The organism is Paenibacillus hunanensis, assembly GCF_034055775.1.
Lineage (GTDB): Bacteria > Bacillota > Bacilli > Paenibacillales > Paenibacillaceae > Saccharibacillus > Saccharibacillus hunanensis.
On record NZ_CP139194.1, the window covers coordinates 80001 to 100328 of the forward strand.

Annotated in this window: 15 protein-coding genes, 1 tRNA gene, 2 rRNA genes and 1 riboswitch (1 of these 19 cut by a window edge); of the genes, 12 read left to right on the forward strand and 6 right to left on the reverse strand. The window is 45.5% G+C overall.

The window, feature by feature from the left end; all coding sequences use genetic code 11:
* From SK066_RS00335 to SK066_RS00380, 10 genes are all read left to right on the forward strand, one after another.
* A 23S ribosomal RNA gene (locus SK066_RS00335) occupies window positions 1-1927 on the forward strand (it extends 995 nt beyond the left edge of the window).
* Between the two features lie 64 nt (window positions 1928-1991).
* Window positions 1992-2108 (forward strand): 5S ribosomal RNA (gene rrf, locus SK066_RS00340).
* A gap of 1112 nt (window positions 2109-3220) precedes the next feature.
* Window positions 3221-4678, forward strand: a complete 1458-nt coding sequence (gene guaB, locus SK066_RS00345; RefSeq protein WP_188778419.1) for an IMP dehydrogenase — start codon at window positions 3221-3223, stop codon at window positions 4676-4678.
* 707 nt (window positions 4679-5385) lie between these two features.
* Window positions 5386-6798, forward strand: coding sequence for a D-alanyl-D-alanine carboxypeptidase family protein (locus tag SK066_RS00350; protein WP_229686019.1), 1413 nt, complete (start codon window positions 5386-5388; stop codon window positions 6796-6798).
* Window positions 6799-7196: 398 nt separating this feature from the next.
* Window positions 7197-8078: a pyridoxal 5'-phosphate synthase lyase subunit PdxS gene (gene pdxS / locus SK066_RS00355; protein ID WP_188778417.1), complete on the forward strand. Its 882-nt coding sequence runs from the start codon at window positions 7197-7199 to the stop codon at window positions 8076-8078.
* A gap of 17 nt (window positions 8079-8095) precedes the next feature.
* Entirely contained in the window at window positions 8096-8680 is a 585-nt protein-coding gene (gene pdxT / locus SK066_RS00360) for a pyridoxal 5'-phosphate synthase glutaminase subunit PdxT (RefSeq protein WP_320543219.1), read from the forward strand.
* A gap of 371 nt (window positions 8681-9051) precedes the next feature.
* Window positions 9052-10338, forward strand: a complete 1287-nt coding sequence (gene serS / locus SK066_RS00365) for a serine--tRNA ligase (RefSeq protein WP_250345720.1) — start codon at window positions 9052-9054, stop codon at window positions 10336-10338.
* Between the two features lie 80 nt (window positions 10339-10418).
* Window positions 10419-10507, forward strand: a tRNA-Ser gene (locus tag SK066_RS00370).
* Between the two features lie 188 nt (window positions 10508-10695).
* Window positions 10696-11598 carry a YitT family protein gene (locus SK066_RS00375; protein ID WP_188778411.1) on the forward strand — a complete coding sequence of 301 codons (903 nt, stop codon included), beginning with the start codon at window positions 10696-10698 and terminating at the stop codon, window positions 11596-11598.
* Between the two features lie 292 nt (window positions 11599-11890).
* Window positions 11891-12964: a hypothetical protein gene (locus SK066_RS00380; protein WP_188778410.1), complete on the forward strand. Its 1074-nt coding sequence runs from the start codon at window positions 11891-11893 to the stop codon at window positions 12962-12964.
* A 492-nt stretch (window positions 12965-13456) separates the two neighbouring features.
* Here the strand turns inward: SK066_RS00380 and SK066_RS00385 are convergent, their stop codons facing one another.
* From SK066_RS00385 to motA, 4 genes are all read right to left on the reverse strand, one after another.
* Window positions 13457-14020, reverse strand: a complete 564-nt coding sequence (locus SK066_RS00385; RefSeq protein WP_320543220.1) for a GNAT family N-acetyltransferase — start codon at window positions 14018-14020, stop codon at window positions 13457-13459.
* Window positions 14021-14024: 4 nt separating this feature from the next.
* Window positions 14025-14492, reverse strand: a complete 468-nt coding sequence (tadA, locus tag SK066_RS00390) for a tRNA adenosine(34) deaminase TadA (protein WP_407673800.1) — start codon at window positions 14490-14492, stop codon at window positions 14025-14027.
* A gap of 422 nt (window positions 14493-14914) precedes the next feature.
* On the reverse strand, window positions 14915-15769 hold the full coding sequence (gene motB / locus SK066_RS00395; protein WP_250345716.1) for a flagellar motor protein MotB: 855 nt from the start codon (window positions 15767-15769) through the stop codon (window positions 14915-14917).
* Window positions 15753-16562 (reverse strand): flagellar motor stator protein MotA, encoded by an 810-nt coding sequence (motA, locus tag SK066_RS00400; protein ID WP_320543222.1) that lies wholly within the window; start codon window positions 16560-16562, stop codon window positions 15753-15755. Before motA ends, motB begins: the two co-directional genes overlap by 17 nt.
* Window positions 16563-16751: 189 nt before the next feature.
* On the opposite strand from motA, the gene SK066_RS00405 reads away from it, so the two are divergent.
* Complete coding sequence (locus SK066_RS00405; protein ID WP_320543223.1) at window positions 16752-17045, forward strand: hypothetical protein; 294 nt, start codon at window positions 16752-16754, stop codon at window positions 17043-17045.
* 168 nt (window positions 17046-17213) lie between these two features.
* Here the strand turns inward: SK066_RS00405 and SK066_RS00410 are convergent, their stop codons facing one another.
* Window positions 17214-17717: a GNAT family N-acetyltransferase gene (locus tag SK066_RS00410; protein ID WP_320543224.1), complete on the reverse strand. Its 504-nt coding sequence runs from the start codon at window positions 17715-17717 to the stop codon at window positions 17214-17216.
* A 302-nt stretch (window positions 17718-18019) separates the two neighbouring features.
* On the reverse strand, window positions 18020-18493 hold the full coding sequence (locus tag SK066_RS00415; RefSeq protein ID WP_188778396.1) for a C40 family peptidase: 474 nt from the start codon (window positions 18491-18493) through the stop codon (window positions 18020-18022).
* A gap of 9 nt (window positions 18494-18502) precedes the next feature.
* Window positions 18503-18641: riboswitch (cyclic di-AMP (ydaO/yuaA leader) on the reverse strand.
* Window positions 18642-19488: 847 nt separating this feature from the next.
* Between SK066_RS00415 and SK066_RS00420 the strand changes: the two genes are divergently transcribed.
* Window positions 19489-20010, forward strand: a complete 522-nt coding sequence (locus tag SK066_RS00420; RefSeq protein WP_320544769.1) for a YwhD family protein — start codon at window positions 19489-19491, stop codon at window positions 20008-20010.
* Window positions 20011-20328: the final 318 nt, after the last annotated feature.

A 20328-nucleotide genomic window follows, 5' to 3' on the forward strand; every position in this document is an offset into this window, starting at 1 on the left:
GTGGGTGCTAAGGTCCATTGTCAAAAGGGAAACAGCCCAGACCATCAGCTAAGGTCCCCAAGTGTGTGTTAAGTGGGAAAGGATGTGAAGTTGCACAGACAACCAGGATGTTGGCTTAGAAGCAGCCACCATTTAAAGAGTGCGTAATAGCTCACTGGTCGAGTGACTTTGCGCCGAAAATGTAACGGGGCTAAACACACCACCGAAGCTATGGCTTGATGCTTGCATCAGGGGTAGGGGAGCGTTGAATTGAGGTTGAAGGTATACCGTAAGGAGTGCTGGACACAATTCAAGTGAGAATGCCGGTATGAGTAACGAAAAGATCAGTGAGAATCTGATCCGCCGAAAACCTAAGGGTTCCTGAGGAAGGCTCGTCCTCTCAGGGTAAGTCGGGACCTAAGGCGAGGCCGAAAGGCGTAGTCGACGGACAACAGGTTGAAATTCCTGTACCACCGAAAGCCGCTATGAGCAACGGGGTGACGCAGGAGGGTAGTGACGCAGGCTGATGGATGCCTGTCTAAGCAGTGAGGCTTGTGTGTAGGTAAATCCGCACACTTTAAGGTCAGGCTGTGATGGGGAGCGAAAATTACAGTAGCGAAGGTCATGATCTCACACTGCCAAGAAAAGCCTCTAGCCAGGAAGCAGGTGCCCGTACCGTAAACCGACACAGGTAGGTGAGAAGAGAATTCTAAGGCGCGCGGAAGAACTCTCGTTAAGGAACTCGGCAAAATGACCCCGTAACTTCGGGAGAAGGGGTGCCCCGGTAGTGTGAATAGCACGAGGGGGCCGCAGTGAAAAGGCCCAAGCGACTGTTTAGCAAAAACACAGGTCTGTGCGAAGCCGCAAGGCGAAGTATACGGGCTGACGCCTGCCCGGTGCTGGAAGGTTAAGGGGAGTGGTTAGCGCAAGCGAAGCTATGAACCGAAGCCCCAGTAAACGGCGGCCGTAACTATAACGGTCCTAAGGTAGCGAAATTCCTTGTCAGGTAAATTCTGACCCGCACGAATGGCGTAACGATTTGGGCGCTGTCTCAACGAGAGATCCGGTGAAATTTTAATACCTGTGAAGATGCAGGTTACCCGCGACAAGACGGAAAGACCCCATGGAGCTTTACTGCAGCTTGATATTGAACTGGGGTGCGATTTGTACAGGATAGGTGGGAGCCTAGGAAGAGGGAGCGCAAGCTTCCTTGGAGGCGCCGTTGGGATACCACCCTGATCGCATCTGAGTTCTAACCTGGTACCGTGATCCGGTACGGGGACCGTGTCAGGTGGGCAGTTTGACTGGGGCGGTCGCCTCCTAAAATGTAACGGAGGCGCCCTAAGGTTCCCTCAGAATGGTTGGAAATCATTCGAAGAGTGCAAAGGCAAAAGGGAGCTTGACTGCGAGACCTACAAGTCGAGCAGGGACGAAAGTCGGGCTTAGTGATCCGGTGGTACCGCATGGAAGGGCCATCGCTCAACGGATAAAAGCTACCCTGGGGATAACAGGCTTATCTCCCCCAAGAGTCCACATCGACGGGGAGGTTTGGCACCTCGATGTCGGCTCATCGCATCCTGGGGCTGAAGTAGGTCCCAAGGGTTGGGCTGTTCGCCCATTAAAGCGGTACGCGAGCTGGGTTCAGAACGTCGTGAGACAGTTCGGTCCCTATCTGTCGTGGGCGTAGGAAATTTGAGAGGAGCTGTCCTTAGTACGAGAGGACCGGGATGGACGCACCGCTGGTGTACCAGTTGTTCCGCCAGGAGCATCGCTGGGTAGCTACGTGCGGAAGGGATAAGCGCTGAAAGCATCTAAGCGTGAAGCCCCCCTCAAGATGAGATTTCCCAGTATGTAAGACCCCTTGAAGACGACGAGGTAGATAGGTTGGAGGTGGAAGTGTGGCAACACATGGAGCTGACCAATACTAATCGGTCGAGGGCTTATCCTAACTTTTAAGACGCGATGATTCGTTTCGGATTCAGTTTTCAGGTGATTAACCTGTAGCAAGAACGTTTGGTGATGATGGCGGAGGGGTTCCACACGTACCCATCCCGAACACGACCGTTAAGCCCTCCAGCGCCAATGGTACTTGGACCGCAGGGTCCTGGGAGAGTAGGACGTCGCCAAGCAATAACGAAGAGACATGATCCATAATGGATCGTGTCTCTTTTTTGTTGTTTTCGTATTGTTTTCTGTTAGTAGGGTTTCTTTGGTGTATACCAAGAGGCGGTGAACGTTCTATTTTAAGTGGTATGATTTCTTCACTGGATGGTGGGAAGAGGGCTGCCGGTGATTTCTTTTACTTGATCTTCTGTTTGTAGTTCTCCGTTGGATTCTATTCTTTGCTTTGATCTTCTTCGTATAGTCTATTTTTGGTTCTATTTTGTTCTATTGGCTGCTTTTGTTATTCACTTTCTTTGTATTCTTCTTGTTCTGCGTTCTGTTGTTCTCGATATGTATTATACAATCGCCACTTAGTGTTTTCTCTTTTCTGGCTTTGCTTCAGGCTTTTTAACTTTTAGCAGTACTCTTGTTGTTCCAATGAGGGTATAGCAGTAGAAGGTGTTTCAGAGAGGTATTGGAGAAAGATGTTGTAGAGGGGCTCCAAGGAAAGAGGGATACGTATTATACAATTACCCGGTGGTTTTTTGTGGCTAGTAACTAGAAGCAGATAGGCTAGAAGTGATTATATTAATTGTATGAGCTATGATTAGATCATTTTATTCAGGCGAGTACGAAAGCGGTCTAGTATGAAAGGCTTTTGATATTTGACATGCAGGATTTTGGTTTCGATTCGGATGGTTAGATTGGAATTTCATGTAGAGATTTAGTGAAACATGCTTGGTCTTTTAATATAGCGTTTAGAGAAATCCAACTTAGAAATCATATACAATATAATCGTTTTGTCCATGATGAGAGGACATTCGTATGTCCTGAAAAGCCAAATTGGATTGTTCAAAATTCATTTATGTGATTATGCTGTAACGTTCTTGACAGCCCATAACCCCTTTGCTAAGATTGCAATAATATATTTTCAGAAACTTATTTTCAAGAATGTATTTCTTGATCATAAAGGCTTTAAATCAGGCTTAAAAGCTTATGAATATTCCCTTTGAGACGGTGCCCTGAGCACTGGAAATGATCGGAACCTATTCTTTGATTTTTTTCGGCTGTGACAGCGGATTAAAACGGATTTATTTATAAGCCTCATATCAAAAGAAGAAAAGGGAGGAATATCCTCGTGTGGGAAACAAAGTTTGGTAAAGAGGGACTAACATTTGATGACGTGCTGTTGGTTCCACGTAAGTCGGAAGTATTGCCGAAGGAAGTTAATGTTTCTACTGTACTCAGCTCGTCCGTTAAACTGAATGTACCTCTGATCAGTGCGGGTATGGATACTGTTACTGAAGCTGCAATGGCAATTGCAATGGCACGTGAAGGCGGTATCGGCATCATCCACAAAAATATGTCGATGGAACAGCAAGCTGAGGAAGTAGATCGTGTAAAACGCTCCGAAAGTGGTGTTATCACCAATCCATTCTCCCTTACTCCTGATAAAATGGTATCCGATGCAGAAGCAGTAATGGCAAAGTATCGTATCTCTGGCGTACCAATCGTAGATGCGGATCATAAGCTGGTTGGTATCATTACGAACCGTGACCTGCGTTTCATCCATGACTTTAATATCCCAATCAGTGACGTGATGACTAGCGAAAACCTGGTAACTGCTTCTGTTGGTACAACATTGCAAGAGGCTGAGGTTCTGCTACAAAAACACAAAATCGAAAAACTACCACTGGTAGATGAGAACAACATCCTCAAGGGCTTGATCACAATCAAGGATATTGAGAAAGCCATCCAGTTCCCGAATGCAGCGAAGGATGCACAGGGTCGTTTGCTCGTAGGTGCAGCGATTGGTGTATCGAATGATGCTTTTGCACGTGCGGAAGCACTGGTTAATGCCGGTGTCGATCTGATCGTCGTTGACTCTGCACATGGACATCATATTAACATTTTGGATGCAGTACGTAAGCTGCGTAGCATGTTCCCTGAACTCACTATCGTTGCAGGTAACGTAGCTACAGGTGAAGCGACTCGTGATCTGATCCAAGCAGGTGCATCTGTAGTTAAGGTTGGTATCGGTCCAGGCTCGATCTGTACAACACGCGTTATCGCAGGTATCGGTGTACCTCAGATTACAGCGATCTATGATTGTGCGACAGTTGCACGTGAATACGGCATACCAATTATCGCTGACGGCGGTATCAAGTACTCTGGCGAAATTACCAAGGCACTGGCTGCTGGAGCATCGGCAGTTATGCTGGGTAGTATGTTTGCTGGTACAGAAGAAAGCCCGGGCGAATCGGAGATCTATCAAGGTCGTCGTTTCAAAGTATATCGCGGTATGGGCTCCATGGCTGCGATGAAACAGGGTAGTAAGGATCGTTACTTCCAGGATGATGATAAAAAGCTCGTCCCAGAAGGTATCGAAGGCCGTGTAGCTTACAAAGGTCCTTTGTCGGAAACGGTGCACCAGCTGATCGGCGGTCTGCGTTCAGGTATGGGGTATTGTGGTACAGGAAGTCTGGAAGAGCTGCGCAATGATACACAATTCATCCGTATCACAGGCGCCGGTCTGCGCGAGAGCCATCCACATGATATTCAGATTACAAAAGAAGCGCCTAACTATTCTCTGTAATAGATCGTAAGTGAAGACTATGTTGATTGCTTTCGTATCATGTGAGAGCAATTCATTTTCATCATTCTTCTGTATACGCATATAGGTGATAAAAATCGTCTTATGAAGACAGATTAACAAGAACGGATTTAATTATGGCTACTTTCTGGTCTATGACTGGGAAGTGGCCATTTTTTACTTTGAAAAGCAGTGATCGTTGGCGCCGGATGAGGACGGCTGGTGTGCGACGCTATGGGTAAGGCATACTACAGACTGGTGCAATATTCAGAGCACGCTTCAAAAGAGCAGAATAATGACTATAAGCCAAAATCGCAATAAAGTATACGCTTTGATGTAAACTCAGCTCGAATATAAATCTGATTTTAGCAATAGCTCTAAGCTCTAAATGGAAGTAGTCACTCGTATATATAAATAATCATTCATGCATATCTGTACTTCTCCTATTTATTATTTAAACATGATATTAACTTCATCATTTTAAAAGATGAATCGTGAGTAAGCACCACTTTACAGCTAATTTAATTAAAAAATGCAGTTGACGTTTATCGGAGCCTATGATTTATTAAGGGCTTGTCTTTTTTTGCATGTCACCATGTGCTAAAATGAGAAAGTCATCGTGATAGCGGGTTTTAACTGTTTTATGGTTTACATAGTACCGCGCATTACATGCAATACTATAGGTAAGTTTTGAGGGGAGCATTTATACATTGGAACGCAAGTGGGGAAAGCAAACAGGAAAGAAGTCGAAACGTCAACTCATTAAAAAAAGTGTAGCATCGTTGATGCTTGTAAATATGCTATGTCTATCTACAATTGTTCCAACAGCAGCAATGGCTGCATCGGCTACATCCGGTACTTCGACTGATCAAAAATCTACAGAAGCTACTGCTTCCGGCAGTACATCGATACCTTCTGCTGACTCGCTTGGATTGCAGGTTAAGTCTGCTATTTTGATTGAAGCAACGACAGGTAAGGTTCTCCTGTCTATTAATAGTGATGAAGCATTGCCTCCAGCAAGTATGTCTAAAATGATGACTGAGTATATCGTTTCCGATTATGTAAAACAAGGCAAAATCAAATGGGACGATGTGGTAACCGTATCTGCTAACGCAGCAGCACAGGTTGGCTCGCGTGTATTCCTTGCTGAAGGAGATAAGCACACGGTTCTGGATTTGTACAAAGCGATGGCAGTAGGCTCGGCTAATGATGCGACCGTTGCACTGGCAGAGTATATCGCTGGTGGCTCTGAAAAAGAGTTTGTGAAGTTAATGAATGAAAAAGCCAAGGACTTTGGCATGAAAACAGCACATTTTGCTAATGCTACAGGTTTGAGTATTGCGGATATGCCGAAAGGTACACAGCCTGAGGATGGCAAGGAAACCGTTATGTCTGCTTCCGATACCGCTATTCTTGCACGTCATATCGTTGTGGATCATCCTGACTTTAATGAAGTGACCAAAATTCAGTCCTTCAAATTCCGTCCTACCGATAAGTCACCAGTAGTGAACTGGAACTGGATGCTGGCGTCGAACTCGTCTATTACCAACTTTAAGGCGTATGCCTATCCAGGCCTGGATGGTTTGAAAACAGGTCATACGAATGCAGCAGGTCAGTGCTTTACGGGTACAGCTGAGCGTAACGGTATGCGTCTAATCAGTGTCGTAATGGGAACATCCAGTGATAAACAACGTTTTATCCAAACAAAAAAAGTACTGGACTACGGCTTTGATCACTTTGAAGTGAAGCAAATCGTAGGTGCGAAGTCGGCAGTCTCTGGTCTGGCTACCATACCAGTAGTAAAGGGTTCAGCAACAGAAGTTCCTGTGGTAACGGATGCAGCGGTTAATGTAGTTGTACCAAAGGGCACAAATCCGCAAAATGTAACGTACACGGTATCGCAAGCGGATGAAACAGCACGTACAGCACCAATCGAAGCAGGCAAAGCACTCGGTACGATCACGTATACGTACAAAAACGACAGCATGCCGCAGGATCAGGTGACAACGGTGAATCTGATTGCATCGGAGCCTGTGGAAAAAGGAAGCTGGCTGCGTCTGTTCTTCCGTTCGATCGGTGACCTGTTTGGCGATCTGTTCAATTCCGTGAAAAATATGTTCTAATTGGATAAAGATATGGCTTGAGCAATGATATAGATTTTGTGATATGCAGGTTTAGATCCAAGCGAAGACACAAAGCCAGTCTACCGGAATGATGGATATCTTGTCTGGCTGTGGATTTTCAAGGTATCTCATCCACTGTTATAACTGCTCTATTCGATTAGCATCCAATACCCTTTGACCCGCCAGGCACTGCCTGGCGGTCATTCTGCGATATACGGTGAAAATGTATTGTATAATGCATATGTGTCATGTAAAATTATGAGTTAGATTCTGTCCTCTTTTCAGCCTGAAATCAGGCATGGGACGGCTGTTGCGGCCGACGCAGAACGTCATTGATAACGAATCCCGCTGCCGACTGAGCACGGGATATTTACAGAAAGTATTCAGGAGGCATGGACATGGAAACTGGTACATCGAGAGTAAAAAGAGGTATGGCGGAAATGCAAAAAGGCGGCGTCATCATGGACGTTATGAACGCGGAGCAGGCAAAGATTGCCGAAGCTGCTGGTGCAACAGCAGTTATGGCTCTTGAGCGCGTGCCTTCTGATATTCGTGCAGCGGGTGGGGTTGCTCGTATGGCTGACCCGACGATTATCGAGGAAGTTATGAAGGTTGTTACGATCCCGGTTATGGCGAAAGCGCGTATCGGTCACTATGTAGAAGCAAAGATACTGGAATCAATGGGTGTAGATTATCTGGACGAGAGCGAAGTGCTCACACCTGCTGACGAAGTATATCATATCGATAAAAATGAATTTACTGTACCATTCGTATGTGGTGCAAAGGATCTGGGCGAAGCACTGCGTCGTATCGGCGAGGGTGCAGCTATGATTCGTACAAAGGGTGAGCCAGGAACAGGTAACATCGTTGAAGCGGTACGCCATATGCGTCTGATCAACAGCCAGGTTCGCAAGGTACAAAACATGTCCAAGGATGAGCTGTATGCTGAAGCGAAAAACCTTGGTGTAGCTTACGAGCTGCTGCTGGGCGTGCACGAAAGCGGCAAGCTGCCAGTTGTTAACTTTGCAGCGGGTGGCGTAGCGACTCCTGCTGACGCGGCTCTGATGATGCATCTGGGTGCAGACGGCGTATTTGTTGGTTCTGGTATTTTCAAATCCGACAGCCCTGAGAAATTCGCACGTGCGATCGTTGAAGCGACAACGCATTATACGGACTACAAGCTGATCGCTGAGGTATCCAAAAATCTGGGTACACCAATGAAGGGGATCGAAATCTCCAAATTGTCTCCTGCTGAGCGTATGCAGGATCGCGGCTGGTAAGAAAGAAGGATAGTGGAATGAAGATTGGTGTACTGGCACTTCAAGGTGCTGTAGCAGAGCATATTCGCAGCTTACAGCTGGCAGGTGCAGAGGCTGTCAGTGTGAAGCGTGTAGACGAGCTGGGTGAGCTGGACGGTATCGTCATTCCTGGTGGAGAAAGTACCACCATCGGGAAGCTGATGCGTAAGTACGACTTTATGGATGCGTTGAAGCAATTTTCGGCACAGGGTAAACCGATGTTTGGTACATGTGCAGGCTTGATTGTACTGGCAGAACGAATTGAAGGCCAGGAGGAAGCGCATCTGGCGCTGATGAACATGACGGTATGCCGGAATGCATTTGGACGCCAGAAGGAGAGCTTTGAGACTGATCTGGATATTCAAGGTGTCCCTGAGCCTGTTCGTGCAGTATTTATCCGTGCGCCACTGATCGAATCGGTGGGTGAAGGTGTAGAGGTATTGTCGGTGTATAACGATGAGATCGTAGCTGCACGTCAGCAGCATCTGCTCGCCTGCTCCTTCCATCCAGAGCTGACAGATGACTATCGTCTACATCAGTATTTTGTAGATATGGTAAAGGAATCACTGGCAAGTAAGGCATAAGCTTGTTATCCATAGTGTTGCTGTGATTGAGGTTACAGTGTGTGATGCTAGATGAACATCAACAGACAGTGGCGCCTATAGTTACAATGCTACGGTATAATAAGGCTATGCATAGTCATAATAGAGGCTACACGCTGTATAAACAGCTTATGACGATAAGTAGATAAGTAATGGTAGGATCGACCTTAACTCTTGGCAGCTTCCGTGAGTAGAGTATACTCAACTTGCGGAGTGCGGCAAGTTCTCGCTTGCCCGGTACAGCCGCTGGTGTGGAGAAGCGAATCGCCCTATGGCGGTTGGCTTGCCGCATCCGGTCTGTCGGCGAAAAGGGGAACGGGAGTTAAGGTTATTTTTATGAGGAGGGGTTATTCATGTTAGACGTTAAAATCTTGCGTAACGAGTATGATCGTGTTGCGCAGGCACTACAAAATCGCGGCAAATCGCTCGATCTGATCTCTAGCTTCCCAGAGCTTGATTCGAAGCGCCGTGAGCTGCTACAGGAGACAGAGCTGCTTAAAAATCGCCGCAATACGGTATCTGGCGAAGTCGCACAACGCAAAAAGAACAAAGAGGATGCGGAAGAGCTGATTCTGGAAATGCGTCAGGTGTCTGATCGCATTAAGGCGCTGGATGAAGAAATTCGTAATCTGGAAGCCGAAATCGATAGCCTGACACTGGCTATTCCAAACCTGCCAGATAGCAGTGTACCTGTAGGGGCATCGGAGGAAGACAACGTGGAGCTGCGTCGTAATGGCGAGCCGCGTGAGTTTGCATTCGAGCCGAAGGCACACTGGGATATCGCGCAGGAGCTGGGTATTCTTGATTTTGAAGCAGGGGCGAAGGTTACAGGCTCACGCTTTACCTTTTATAAAGGATTGGGTGCTCGTCTGGAGCGTGCGCTGATCAACTTTATGATGGATGTGCATAGCGGTGATCATGGCTATGAAGAGATTCTGCCTCCATATATCGTGAACCGTGATAGTCTGGTCGGTACAGGACAGCTGCCGAAGTTTGAAGAGGATCTGTTCAAGCTGACGGATACTGACTACTATCTGATCCCGACAGCAGAAGTTCCAGTAACGAACTATCATCGTGAAGAAATTCTGGCTAAAGAAGAGCTACCTAAGTATTATGTGGCCTATAGCTCCTGTTTCCGTTCGGAAGCTGGCGCGGCTGGTCGTGATACACGCGGACTGATTCGTCAGCATCAATTCAATAAAGTTGAGCTGATCAAGGTTGTTGAGCCAGAAACTTCATACGAAGAGCTGGAAAAGATGACGGCTAATGCAGAGCGTATCCTGCAATTGCTCGGTCTGCCTTATCGTGTACTTGGACTGTGTACAGGCGATATGGGCTTTAGCGCAGCGAAGACATATGATCTGGAGGTATGGCTGCCAGAAAGCAATATGTATCGTGAAATTTCGTCTTGCTCCAATGTGGAAGACTTCCAGGCACGTCGTGCAAGCATCCGCTATCGTAAGGATACGAAGAGCAAGCCTGAATTCGTGCACACACTGAATGGTTCTGGTCTGGCAGTAGGTCGTACAGTCGCTGCGATTCTGGAAAACTATCAGCAGGAGGATGGCAGTGTGATCGTACCTGAGGCACTTCGTCCATATATGCGCGGTGTTGAAGTGATCGGTAAGTCGGAAAAATAAATATTGTGCTACTATACGATGTATGATATATTAATTATGTTGTGCAATATTCGTTTGAGTATTACATGACATTAATGTTCGGAGAGGTACCGAAGCGGTCATAACGGGGCGGTCTTGAAAACCGTTAGGGGGCAACTCCACGTGGGTTCGAATCCCACCCTCTCCGCCATACATCTATAATACCAAGTCGTTCTCAATGAGAACGGCTTTTTTGTTGCGTTTATCTCGACGATTGTCCGGTTTTTTATAGGAGGAGCTGATATTTTATGTAATAATAATAAGAGTAGATCATGAATTGGACAAAAAGTTGTCACCTTTCGTGATGCCAATACGTACATAAGAACAGGAGGCTAGGCCATGGCACTGAACCAACCTCCAGATTTGGCCGCGTTCACACCGGTAGAACACGGTAAACGTTCCCTACGCAGCACGATGGTACGCACGATGCTGATTGTATTGGGAGCAATCCTGGTTGCTGTTGCACTTGAATTGTTTCTCGTCCCAAACAATGTTACTGATGGCGGCATTACAGGCATATCGATTATTATGTCCTTCTTAACGGGCTGGAAGCTAGGGATATTTCTATTTCTGATCAATATTCCTTTTCTGGTCATCGGCTACAAGCAGATTGGTAAAACCTTCGCATTATCAACACTGCTCGGTATTTCGGTGATGTCGGTAGGCACACTGCTGTTGCATCCGGTCGCTGCCTTTGTAAATGAAACGGTACTGGCGGTTGTGTTTGGCGGGATGTTTCTCGGACTTGGCACCGGGTTAGTATTACGCTCTGGTGGATCACTGGATGGAACGGAGATTATCGCAATCTTGCTATCGCGGCGGACGATCTTTTCGGTGGGCGAGATTGTAATGATTATCAATGTGTTCATTTTGACTGGAGCAGGCTTTGTATTCGGCTGGGATCGAGCGATGTATTCGATTATTGCGTACTACATTGCTACCAAGGTGATCGATATTACGATCGACGGCCTGGATCAATCCAAGTCGGTCTGGATCATTAGTGATCGGACGTATGATATTGGCAATGCCATTATTAGTCGGTTAGGACGAACTGTTACTTATTTATCCGGTGAAGGTGGCTTCTCTGGCGAAGACAAAAAGGTGATCTTTTGCGTCATTACACGTCTGGAGGAAGCCAAGCTGAAGGAAATCGTTAATCATTTTGACGAAAATGCTTTTATGGCAGTCGGTAATATTCACGATGTCAAAGGCGGTCGCTTCAGAAAGCGGGATATTCACTAAACGGACCCGTGTACATGCTAGACTACGCAGAATGATCCTTTTCCATGCCAATACTGTGCAGCAATCAACTTGCATAAATGCGCATGATAGGGACCAATCAAGCCTTTTTTACCTATGGAGCAATCCTGAGTTTTACAGAAAGTTGACCTGTTGTGTTAAGAAAATATAACTAATTTTGGCTTTGACATTTAAAATCATGCCAAAATGGGTTATCATGGATGCGGAGTTTATTTTTTCACTTTATGAAAAGATAGTAAAGGATTCACGCTTAGAAACAGGAAGGGGTATCATAATGAACAAGAAAATGACAGGTAGTTTGCTAGCATTGCTGCTGGTATTCACTATCGCACTGGTTGGCTGTACGAAAAAAGAAGAGCCGAAGGAAGCGGTAAAAGCAGCAACAACAGCTGCCGCACAAATGACTTCGTATACGATGAGTACTCAATTTAAAATTACAGATCTGGCAATCAGCTCCGCAGATGGTGCAGCAGCTACAGATTCTACGAATGCACAGATCATCAATGCATTGAAAAATGCAGAGATCACTGCAAACGGTGTGTACCAAGCTGATCCAATGCAAACGGAAATGACGATTAACCTGAAGCTGGGTGGAGGCACAATGAACTTTGAAGTGCCAATCGTGATGACACAGGACACGATGTATGTGAAAATTCCACAAATCCCAATGCTGCCACTGCCACAAACAACAGTTGGTAAATTCCTGAAGCTGGATCTGAAAGAGCTGGCTCAGCAACAAGGACAAGACTACAAGCCGCTTAGCCCAGCAACAAGCCAAAAGCTGGCACAAGAGCTGTCCAGCGCGGTTCTGGACAAATACGATCAAGCGACGTACTTCAAAGACATCAAGCCTGCTGATGCAAGTCTGCCAGAAGGTGTAGATGCAAAACAAGTGGTACAATTTGCTGTAACGAACGACAATGCCAAACAAGCTGTTGAAATTTTCGTAAAACAAGCACTGCCAGCAGTACTGGATGTTATTTCTAAAGAAGAATATCGTTCTGCACTGAACGTGTCTCAACAAGAAATTGATGACATGAAAAAAGACCTCAATTCTCAGGATTCTCAGAGTGAGTTCTCCAAAGCAGTTGCTGATCTGGACAAATACCTGACGCTGAACCAATTCCATATCAACACAGCGATCAACGATAAAAACTTCCCAGTGTATCAACAAATGGTGATGGATGCAGTATTCTCTGATCCAGATACGAAGGAAAATGTGAAGCTGGCACTGGATGGTAATGCGCAGTACTCCAAGATCAATGAAAAACAAACCTTCGCAATCGGTATTCCAGCGGATGGCGATGTGATCACTATGCAAGAGCTGCAAAAAGAGCTTGGCTATTAATAGCTGAAGCAATCCGGTCATCATTGAACAATGAACGGAATGCCCTTTATCAATGAATAGAGGATTATGACTTAAACGAATGCGATATCGCGTGCATATCATAGGTGAAGAAAGATAAGCATCCATGGATCAGTAAAGGCTGGTCGCTCTGCTGGAATGAATCAGCTGGCCTTACGAAGTGAGGTGAGGCTGGTTCAGCTCAAGCGGACTGTAGCGTAACGAGCAAGTTGTAGAATAAGTATTGAATCGATACAAGAATCGAAGTAGCTTGGACGTAATGTAGAGCTTTGTATAAGATAAGCAGTATCCTTTAAACACGCGATAATTCATTCGACGATAGCCTAATCTCATACTATTGATATGAAAAACCCCCGCTAACAGCATTAGCTGTTTAGCGGGGGTTTTGTGTTACTGAGCTTGTGTTACTGAGCTTGTGTTACTGAGCTTGTGTTACTGAGCTTGTGTTACTGAGCTTGTGTTACTGAGCTTGTGTTACTGAGCTAACATATCTTCTGCCAGTAGCGCATAGATCTGATGATCTTCCCAGTTACCATTAATTTTAACGAGCTTACGAGCGATGCCTTCGGGTTGAAAGCCGCATTTTTCTACTACACGCTTGGAAGAGATATTGTCCGGTATAATACCTGCCTGAATTCGGTGCAGGCCAAGCGAGCGGAAGCTATACGTGAGGACGAGACGCACGGCAGCTGTCATATAGCCGTGTCCCTGATGTTCTGAGCTAAGGGAATAGCCTAATTCGGCGAATTGTCCAACACCTCGCACGATATGGCTAATCGAGATCGTCCCGATCAGCTCATCCTTTTCCTGTAGAAAGATACCGAACAGATAACCGCGATCCTCGGCAGCTTCCTGCTGGCGGCGATATAGCAGGTCGAGCTGACTGGCTTTTGTGAAAAATTCTTCTGGATACTGCGGCTCATAGCGCTGATTCGCGTCCCGGCTTTGTATGCGCATATGTAATAGCGCTTCTGCATCCTCTGGCTGCAATAAACGGACATAGATTCGATGATCTGTATCCTGTAGCTGAATTTGCATCGTGTTAGCCCTCCTTACGTTGCAACTTGTTTTGCTTCAAACGAACACGCAGCTCGCGGAAGAAGTCCGTTAGCAGAGCGGCACATTCCTCCTGCGCTATACCATCTATTACCTCAGTACGATGATTGAAGCGGGGTTCCTGAAGCAGGTTCATCAATGTGCCTGCACAGCCTGCCTTGGGATCCGTCGTACCATAGACGACAGTCGGGATACGACTCTGCACGATAGCGCCAGCACACATCGGGCACGGCTCCAGTGTGACATATAGAGTACAGTCGAGCAGACGCCAGGAGCCAAGCTGCTTACTCGCTTCGCGAATAGCAATAATTTCGGCATGGGCTGTAGCATCATGGGTTGTCTCGCGCAGATTATAACCACGACCGACGATCTCATTATTTTTAACGATGACGGCGCCAATCGGAACCTCGCCCAGCTGTTCTGCTTTGCGTGCTTCGGCGATAGCTTCCTTCATCCAGTGTTGATGTTGTACGATCAAAATGACAAAACCTTCTTTCTGCTGTGGATACGTTATATACTTGTCCATCGAACAAATATTCGTTGTTAACAGCTTGTGGACAGAATTGTGGATAACTTTTATTTCTTATAAAAAATAAATTGTGGATAGAAGTAGAGATAGCAAGGGAATCACCAGCAAGCCTTATAGTATGCTGAATCGCTGGCTTGACTTCGCTACAATTTTTACAAAAGAACATAACTAAATTATCCACAGGTGGAGCCTATCTGTATTTTATTGTAGGCAATCAGGAATCGTATTTCAATCTATAATCGATATGCGAATGATCCTCCAAAAACAAAGAACGGATACCGACGGGTACCCGTTCTTGCTATGTCTGGCACAATGACCAGTATAATAAACGAAGAGACTATGCAAAATTAATTATTTTTGTTATTTACGATCGATTGCAGTGACGTATCGGAATTATTATCTGCATATTTGCGGACAATGGCAACCTCAACGCGGCGATTCTGAGCACGTCCAATATTTGTGCTATTATCGGCGATTGGGCGATATTCACCGTAACCGATTGCGCTGAACTTGCGCGGATCAAGGTTTTTGTTCAGCAGTATGATCTGCATGAAATTCAGTGCACGATCCGAGCTAAGATTCCAGTTAGATGTATAACGCGAATTGGAGATTGGAATATTGTCCGTATGACCGGATACGATTACATCGTAGCCAGGAATCTCCTGCAAAATGTTGGATAGCGATTTGGCGAGTTGACGAGATTCTGGTTTTACGTTAGCCATACCAGAAGCGAACAACGTATTATCGCTGATCGTTACCTTTAGCTCAGACTGATTCAGCTTGGTATTCAGCTGCGAGCTTAGGCCATTACTTTGAATGTATTGATCCAGCTTACGTTTTACCTTTTCCAAATCCTCTTGCTCTTGCTTTTGCAATTGCTCACGTAGCTTTTCCGCTGACGTTTTGGATTTGCTATCCGTAGGTGTAGCAGCTTCGGCCGTATTATTATCGGGTTGACCTTTACCTGTCACTTTACCATTGGTTGGTGCCAGTGAGGTTTGATCCATTACACCAGCACCGCCGGTAAATGCGGCATTAAGCGCCTCAGCCATTCCCTTAAACTTGGAGGCATCGAGGGAGCTCATCGAAAATAGAGTAATAAACAGTGCTAGAAGTAGTGTCATCAAGTCAGAATAAGGAAGCAGCCAGCTTTCGTCCGCGTGCTCCTCATGGGGCTCGTGTCGTTTACCCTTCTTGCTCACCGCTGCCACCTCCTCCTTGATCAGCTTCAAGCTCCGCGCTTTCAGCCGGTGTCAGGAACACAGCCAGCTTTTGACTAATTGCCATTGTGGATACGCCGGATTGAATCGACAGCAGGCCTTCGACCATCATCAGCTTGACCTCTACCTCTGCCTTGGACATACGTTTCAGCTTGTTTGCCATCGGGTGCCACAGTACATAACCGGTAAAGATACCGAGAACCGTCGCGATAAATGCACCTGCAATCGCGTGAGACAGCTTCTCCATATCACTAAGGTCAGCCAGTGCGGCGATCAGACCAACTACCGCTCCAAGTACACCGAGTGTTGGTGCGTACATACCCGCCTGAGAAAAGATGAGCGCGCCTGAGCGGTGACGCTCTTCTGTAGCATTGATATCTTCCATCAGAACGTCCTGAACGAACTCCTGATCATTACCGTCGATAATCATCCGCATCCCATTGCGGAGGAAGGAGTTGTCGATTTCCTCGACTTTGGACTCCAGCGCCAGCAAGCCTTCACGACGCGTGATGGAAGCCCATTCCATAAACATACGAACCAGTTCCTTTTTATCAAGCAGGGTCTGGTTTTTGAAAATGATGCCGAATAGCTTGGGAACACGCTTTACTTCGTTCATCGGAAAAGCCATGAAGATGGTGGCTGCTGTACCTACCAGGATGATAACATAAGCCGCTGGGTTGTTAACCAGACTGACCAGAGGAGCTCCCTTGAGAACCATCCCGACTACCAGGGACAGTAACCCTGCTACTAAACCAATAATTGTTGAAATTTGCATAATACACCTCGTCCGTGAGTATATATTGTAGTGCGAAACACCACTCTCTTCCTTGGAATGATGGCAATGCTTAAATCGCTGATACTTTTTTATCGACAGAATATGATACATTGTTAAGAGTTTTTTTGAGTTATAATGGAAAGAAGTTGGTAAATGTAACAATATGGACAGATTGAAGGGAGGCGCAGGATGGGCGTTAAGCATGGGCGTGATTATGAAGGGATTCTTAATGATTTGACGAAAGCGCTTGATATGATTCCGGATGGCTATCTGTTTTTTCAGATGTCGGAGGAGGAATGGGAAGGGCTGAATCCAGAGGAACGGCGTGAGGTACAGGAGGCGTTGGCTGAGGATTTGTTCTATGCGCTCGGCTCAGAGCCGACGATTCAGGTGGGAAGTGGTGTAGTGATCTACGCTGCGGATACACACCGCATTGATATTTTAATCGGCGAAACGGAAATGACCTTTGTGTCGTTAATTTAAATCCAATGTAATGAAATAGTTTGCTGCATATAGAAGGCCTGCATCAATGGAGAGTGCGTTGCACTTTCGCTGATGCAGGCCTTTGCTGATACGTTCCATAGCTTCATTGTTCTATCGTTTCTGAGAGTTCTAATCGTCTGAAGTTTCTGATCTAATCTATAGTCAGCTTCATTCTGCGGTAGCGTCCTCGTCATACACCATACAATAGAAGGGCTTCATACCGTCTGGCGTTCGGCGGCTATACGTGTCGGTAATATGGAAGCCTGCCTTCTGATACGTACGAATCGCACGCTGATTCCAGGTGAGCACCTCCAGATCGATCTCTGCATCCGGGTTACGGTCGATCGCAGCTTCAGTAATTGCACGCATGAACGATTCACCATATCCATATCCACATAGATCCGGTCGCATGCCAATGCCGAGCCTTATCGTGCCTGTAAGAGGGAAGAACTGAGCGAAGCCACAAAGCTCGTCTGTTGCATCGAGAATAGACACATACTGCTGTTCCCGCAGCTGTGGATCGCCAAACTCAATTCCTAGCTGCTGCATCTGTTCCCAAGGCAACCAGCCATAAATGTTATAAGGCGGCTCATACTGCCAGTTACAAATGAGAGCAGCATGCTCTGTACGCATCGGTACGACGGAAAAAGGTAGTACACATGCAGGCTGCATCGCAAAGCTCCTTTCGATACCATGGAATAAATCGAATAAAATTATAAAATAAATATTGGAAAATGTGTTTACCATAATTTATCCGCGGGTAATTATAAGTAGACATAATTATATGGTTGCCTTATTTTTATTTTAACTTTTTTTGTATAAAGTGTAACCTAATCCAGCTTCATTTCGTTTATATAGTATACAGCTACAAAGCGTAAGAGCACATAAAAAAACCGCAAAAGATTCTGGCGGGAATCCTTCGCGGTTTATATTGATAGTCGATTCATTGTTGTCGAAGTTGCATAATGGTCGAATTAATTGTCTGTAGCGTAAGTGTCAAAAGCATAGTTGCTCATAACACGTTTAGCGCCGACAAAACGATCAGCATAATAATCCATGCTAAGATTATCAATTCGTACACCTTTGGATGTAGAAGCGTGTGCGAATTGAGTGCTGCTTACCATAACGCCTACATGTGAAACTCCTGCTCCAGTCGTGTTGAAGAATACGAGGTCACCAGCTTGCAGATCGCCTTTGCTTACTGCTTCGCCTACCTGGTACTGCGACGTGGATTGACGCGGCAGATCAATGTTCATTTTACTGAATACATATTGTGTGAATCCGGAGCAATCGAAACCGTTGAAAGATGTTCCCCCGATGCGGTACGGTGTTCCCATTGCTGGTTCAATGATCTGGTCCATTCTGGAGTCTGCATGTGCATTGCTGTTCCCCATAACAGTAAATGCAATTGCAAATCCCATGAGTGCGGCGGTTAGTTTCTTTTTCATGTTAAATCGATTGTCCCCTTCCAATGCCTACGAGGTTAGCTTAAGGATTCGGTAGAAGGTCTCCCCTATGATCCCTCTCTTGCAAGATCAATTCACCCAAAACGGTTCCCCCGCTTTCCGGTGCCACGAAATTTGGCTTTACACATTTGATTAATGCACCGTACGACGATATCCAACTTTTACGACAATTTTCGGCTTTTCTGACAATAGTTACAAGCTTACTTTTAAAGTTTACAAAGTTGTTACTAAAAACTTGCTGGGTTTATTCTAACAAAGGTTCTTTACTTTGGCAATGTCTGTTATGCACTTTTTACCTGAAAAATCTTGTCATCTTTGTGAGCAGCATGGTGAAAACCGCGCCATTAAAGGGATTACAATTATTAAAAAAATTTAATCTTTAGTCGAAAAATCCCGTATAGTTCGTTCGATATATGCATTTAGACCTATAAAAGTGATTTTTCTGTCGTTTTACTTTGTCATCTTTTAGACTGCTATCCTGCTAGCTTATCGCTATTCAGGCAAAAGATTAACGTTGTTACTCATAGCTCCGTTGGTTTTTCACACTCGATCCGCTACAATAAGGTTACGACTGCTTACAGTGTTAGCGATCTCCTAACACGAGGTGCAATAAAAAGTGATTTTTGCGAAGCAAAATATCTTACTGCTATTGGGGCTCGTGTCTGCATGGGAAGCGTAAAGCACGTTTATAGATCAGACAGAATAGGATAACGTCAGATGAGGGCTAGTATGATGTGATTATGCTTATCGTGATATCTTACTTCTATAGAAAGAAATCAATGGTTCTATATTCTGTTCTATTCTATATAGAAGTCGTTTAAGCTTTGCCAAAGCATAGTTATAGACAAAAATGACCGTCAGACATGTAGCAGCTATCCTGCAAAAGGTTTGTAAGATATGAAACGCTGCTTTTTTTATATCGGCAGCAAATATAAATTATGAACAGAAAAGGAGTATTTTTCAACATGGATCAAAATATGGATCAAAATCAATCAGCTCAACCTGCCAAAAAAGCGATGTCTCTGAACATCATTAGTAGCAGTACGAAGAGCAGTAAACATAAAGGCTTTGGTGCGGGTGCGATCAATCTGAATAACGTTTCTCCTATTATTATTGATGGAGGCGAAGCGAAGATTGATATCGGCGCCATGCACGCAAAAAGTAAAGTAGAGCGCGGCATCAAGTTCACCACCAATCGTGAGGAGCTGGAAGGCGGACGTCAGGTATGGGTCGTCTGGGTCGCGGTAGATAAGCAGCCAGAAGGCGGAAGCTATGCTGGAGCCACAGCCTGCGAGATGTGGATTGATGAGGAGCATAAAAAGGGCTGGAAAATCCTCGCCGACCATGTGAACAAGCTGGACTATGCGATCAAGCGCCGTATTATGCTGAGTGAGCTTGGTCCGGATGATAAGGCAGCGCTGAAAACATTGCTTGTGAGCCATAATGAAGAATGGTGGAATCGTTCTTCGGATGAGCTGAAGCAGGTGCTGGAGAGCTAAAACAAGCAACGAATACTACACTATGAACGTTAAAACATGAGAGTATACGCCGACTACAGCTTTTTCAATTCGTGAATGAAGCTCGTAGTCGGCTATTTTTATATCCAAAGCGAAAGAATGGGTGCTCGTTCATTCATCCATGCTTGTCATCTCTTCTATTTGCATAAAACAGATACAGAGGATGTATAGACGCTTCCAGCGCAATTTCCAGTGGGAATGTATATTTATACAGCAGAAATTCAATGATTCCACTATAAAATCAATACATTTGCATAAAATATTTAGAGGAATCACCGGAAAACATTATCATCTTCTGGA

Bases quoted from the DNA above. Each gene is read 5' to 3' on its own strand.
- motA (WP_320543222.1), bottom strand. From the start codon at position 16,562: ATGCAAATTTCAACAATTATTGGTTTAGTAGCAGGGTTACTGTCCCTG.
- SK066_RS00385 (WP_320543220.1), bottom strand. From the start codon at position 14,020: ATGCAAATTCAGCTACAGGATACAGATCATCGAATCTATGTCCGTTTA.
- SK066_RS00380 (WP_188778410.1), top strand. From the start codon at position 11,891: ATGAACAAGAAAATGACAGGTAGTTTGCTAGCATTGCTGCTGGTATTC.
- SK066_RS00410 (WP_320543224.1), bottom strand. From the start codon at position 17,717: ATGCAGCCTGCATGTGTACTACCTTTTTCCGTCGTACCGATGCGTACA.
- pdxS (WP_188778417.1), top strand. From the start codon at position 7,197: ATGGAAACTGGTACATCGAGAGTAAAAAGAGGTATGGCGGAAATGCAA.
- pdxT (WP_320543219.1), top strand. From the start codon at position 8,096: ATGAAGATTGGTGTACTGGCACTTCAAGGTGCTGTAGCAGAGCATATT.
- SK066_RS00415 (WP_188778396.1), bottom strand. From the start codon at position 18,493: ATGAAAAAGAAACTAACCGCCGCACTCATGGGATTTGCAATTGCATTT.
- serS (WP_250345720.1), top strand. From the start codon at position 9,052: ATGTTAGACGTTAAAATCTTGCGTAACGAGTATGATCGTGTTGCGCAG.
- SK066_RS00405 (WP_320543223.1), top strand. From the start codon at position 16,752: ATGGGCGTTAAGCATGGGCGTGATTATGAAGGGATTCTTAATGATTTG.
- tadA (WP_407673800.1), bottom strand. From the start codon at position 14,492: ATGAAGGAAGCTATCGCCGAAGCACGCAAAGCAGAACAGCTGGGCGAG.
- SK066_RS00375 (WP_188778411.1), top strand. From the start codon at position 10,696: ATGGCACTGAACCAACCTCCAGATTTGGCCGCGTTCACACCGGTAGAA.
- SK066_RS00420 (WP_320544769.1), top strand. From the start codon at position 19,489: ATGGATCAAAATCAATCAGCTCAACCTGCCAAAAAAGCGATGTCTCTG.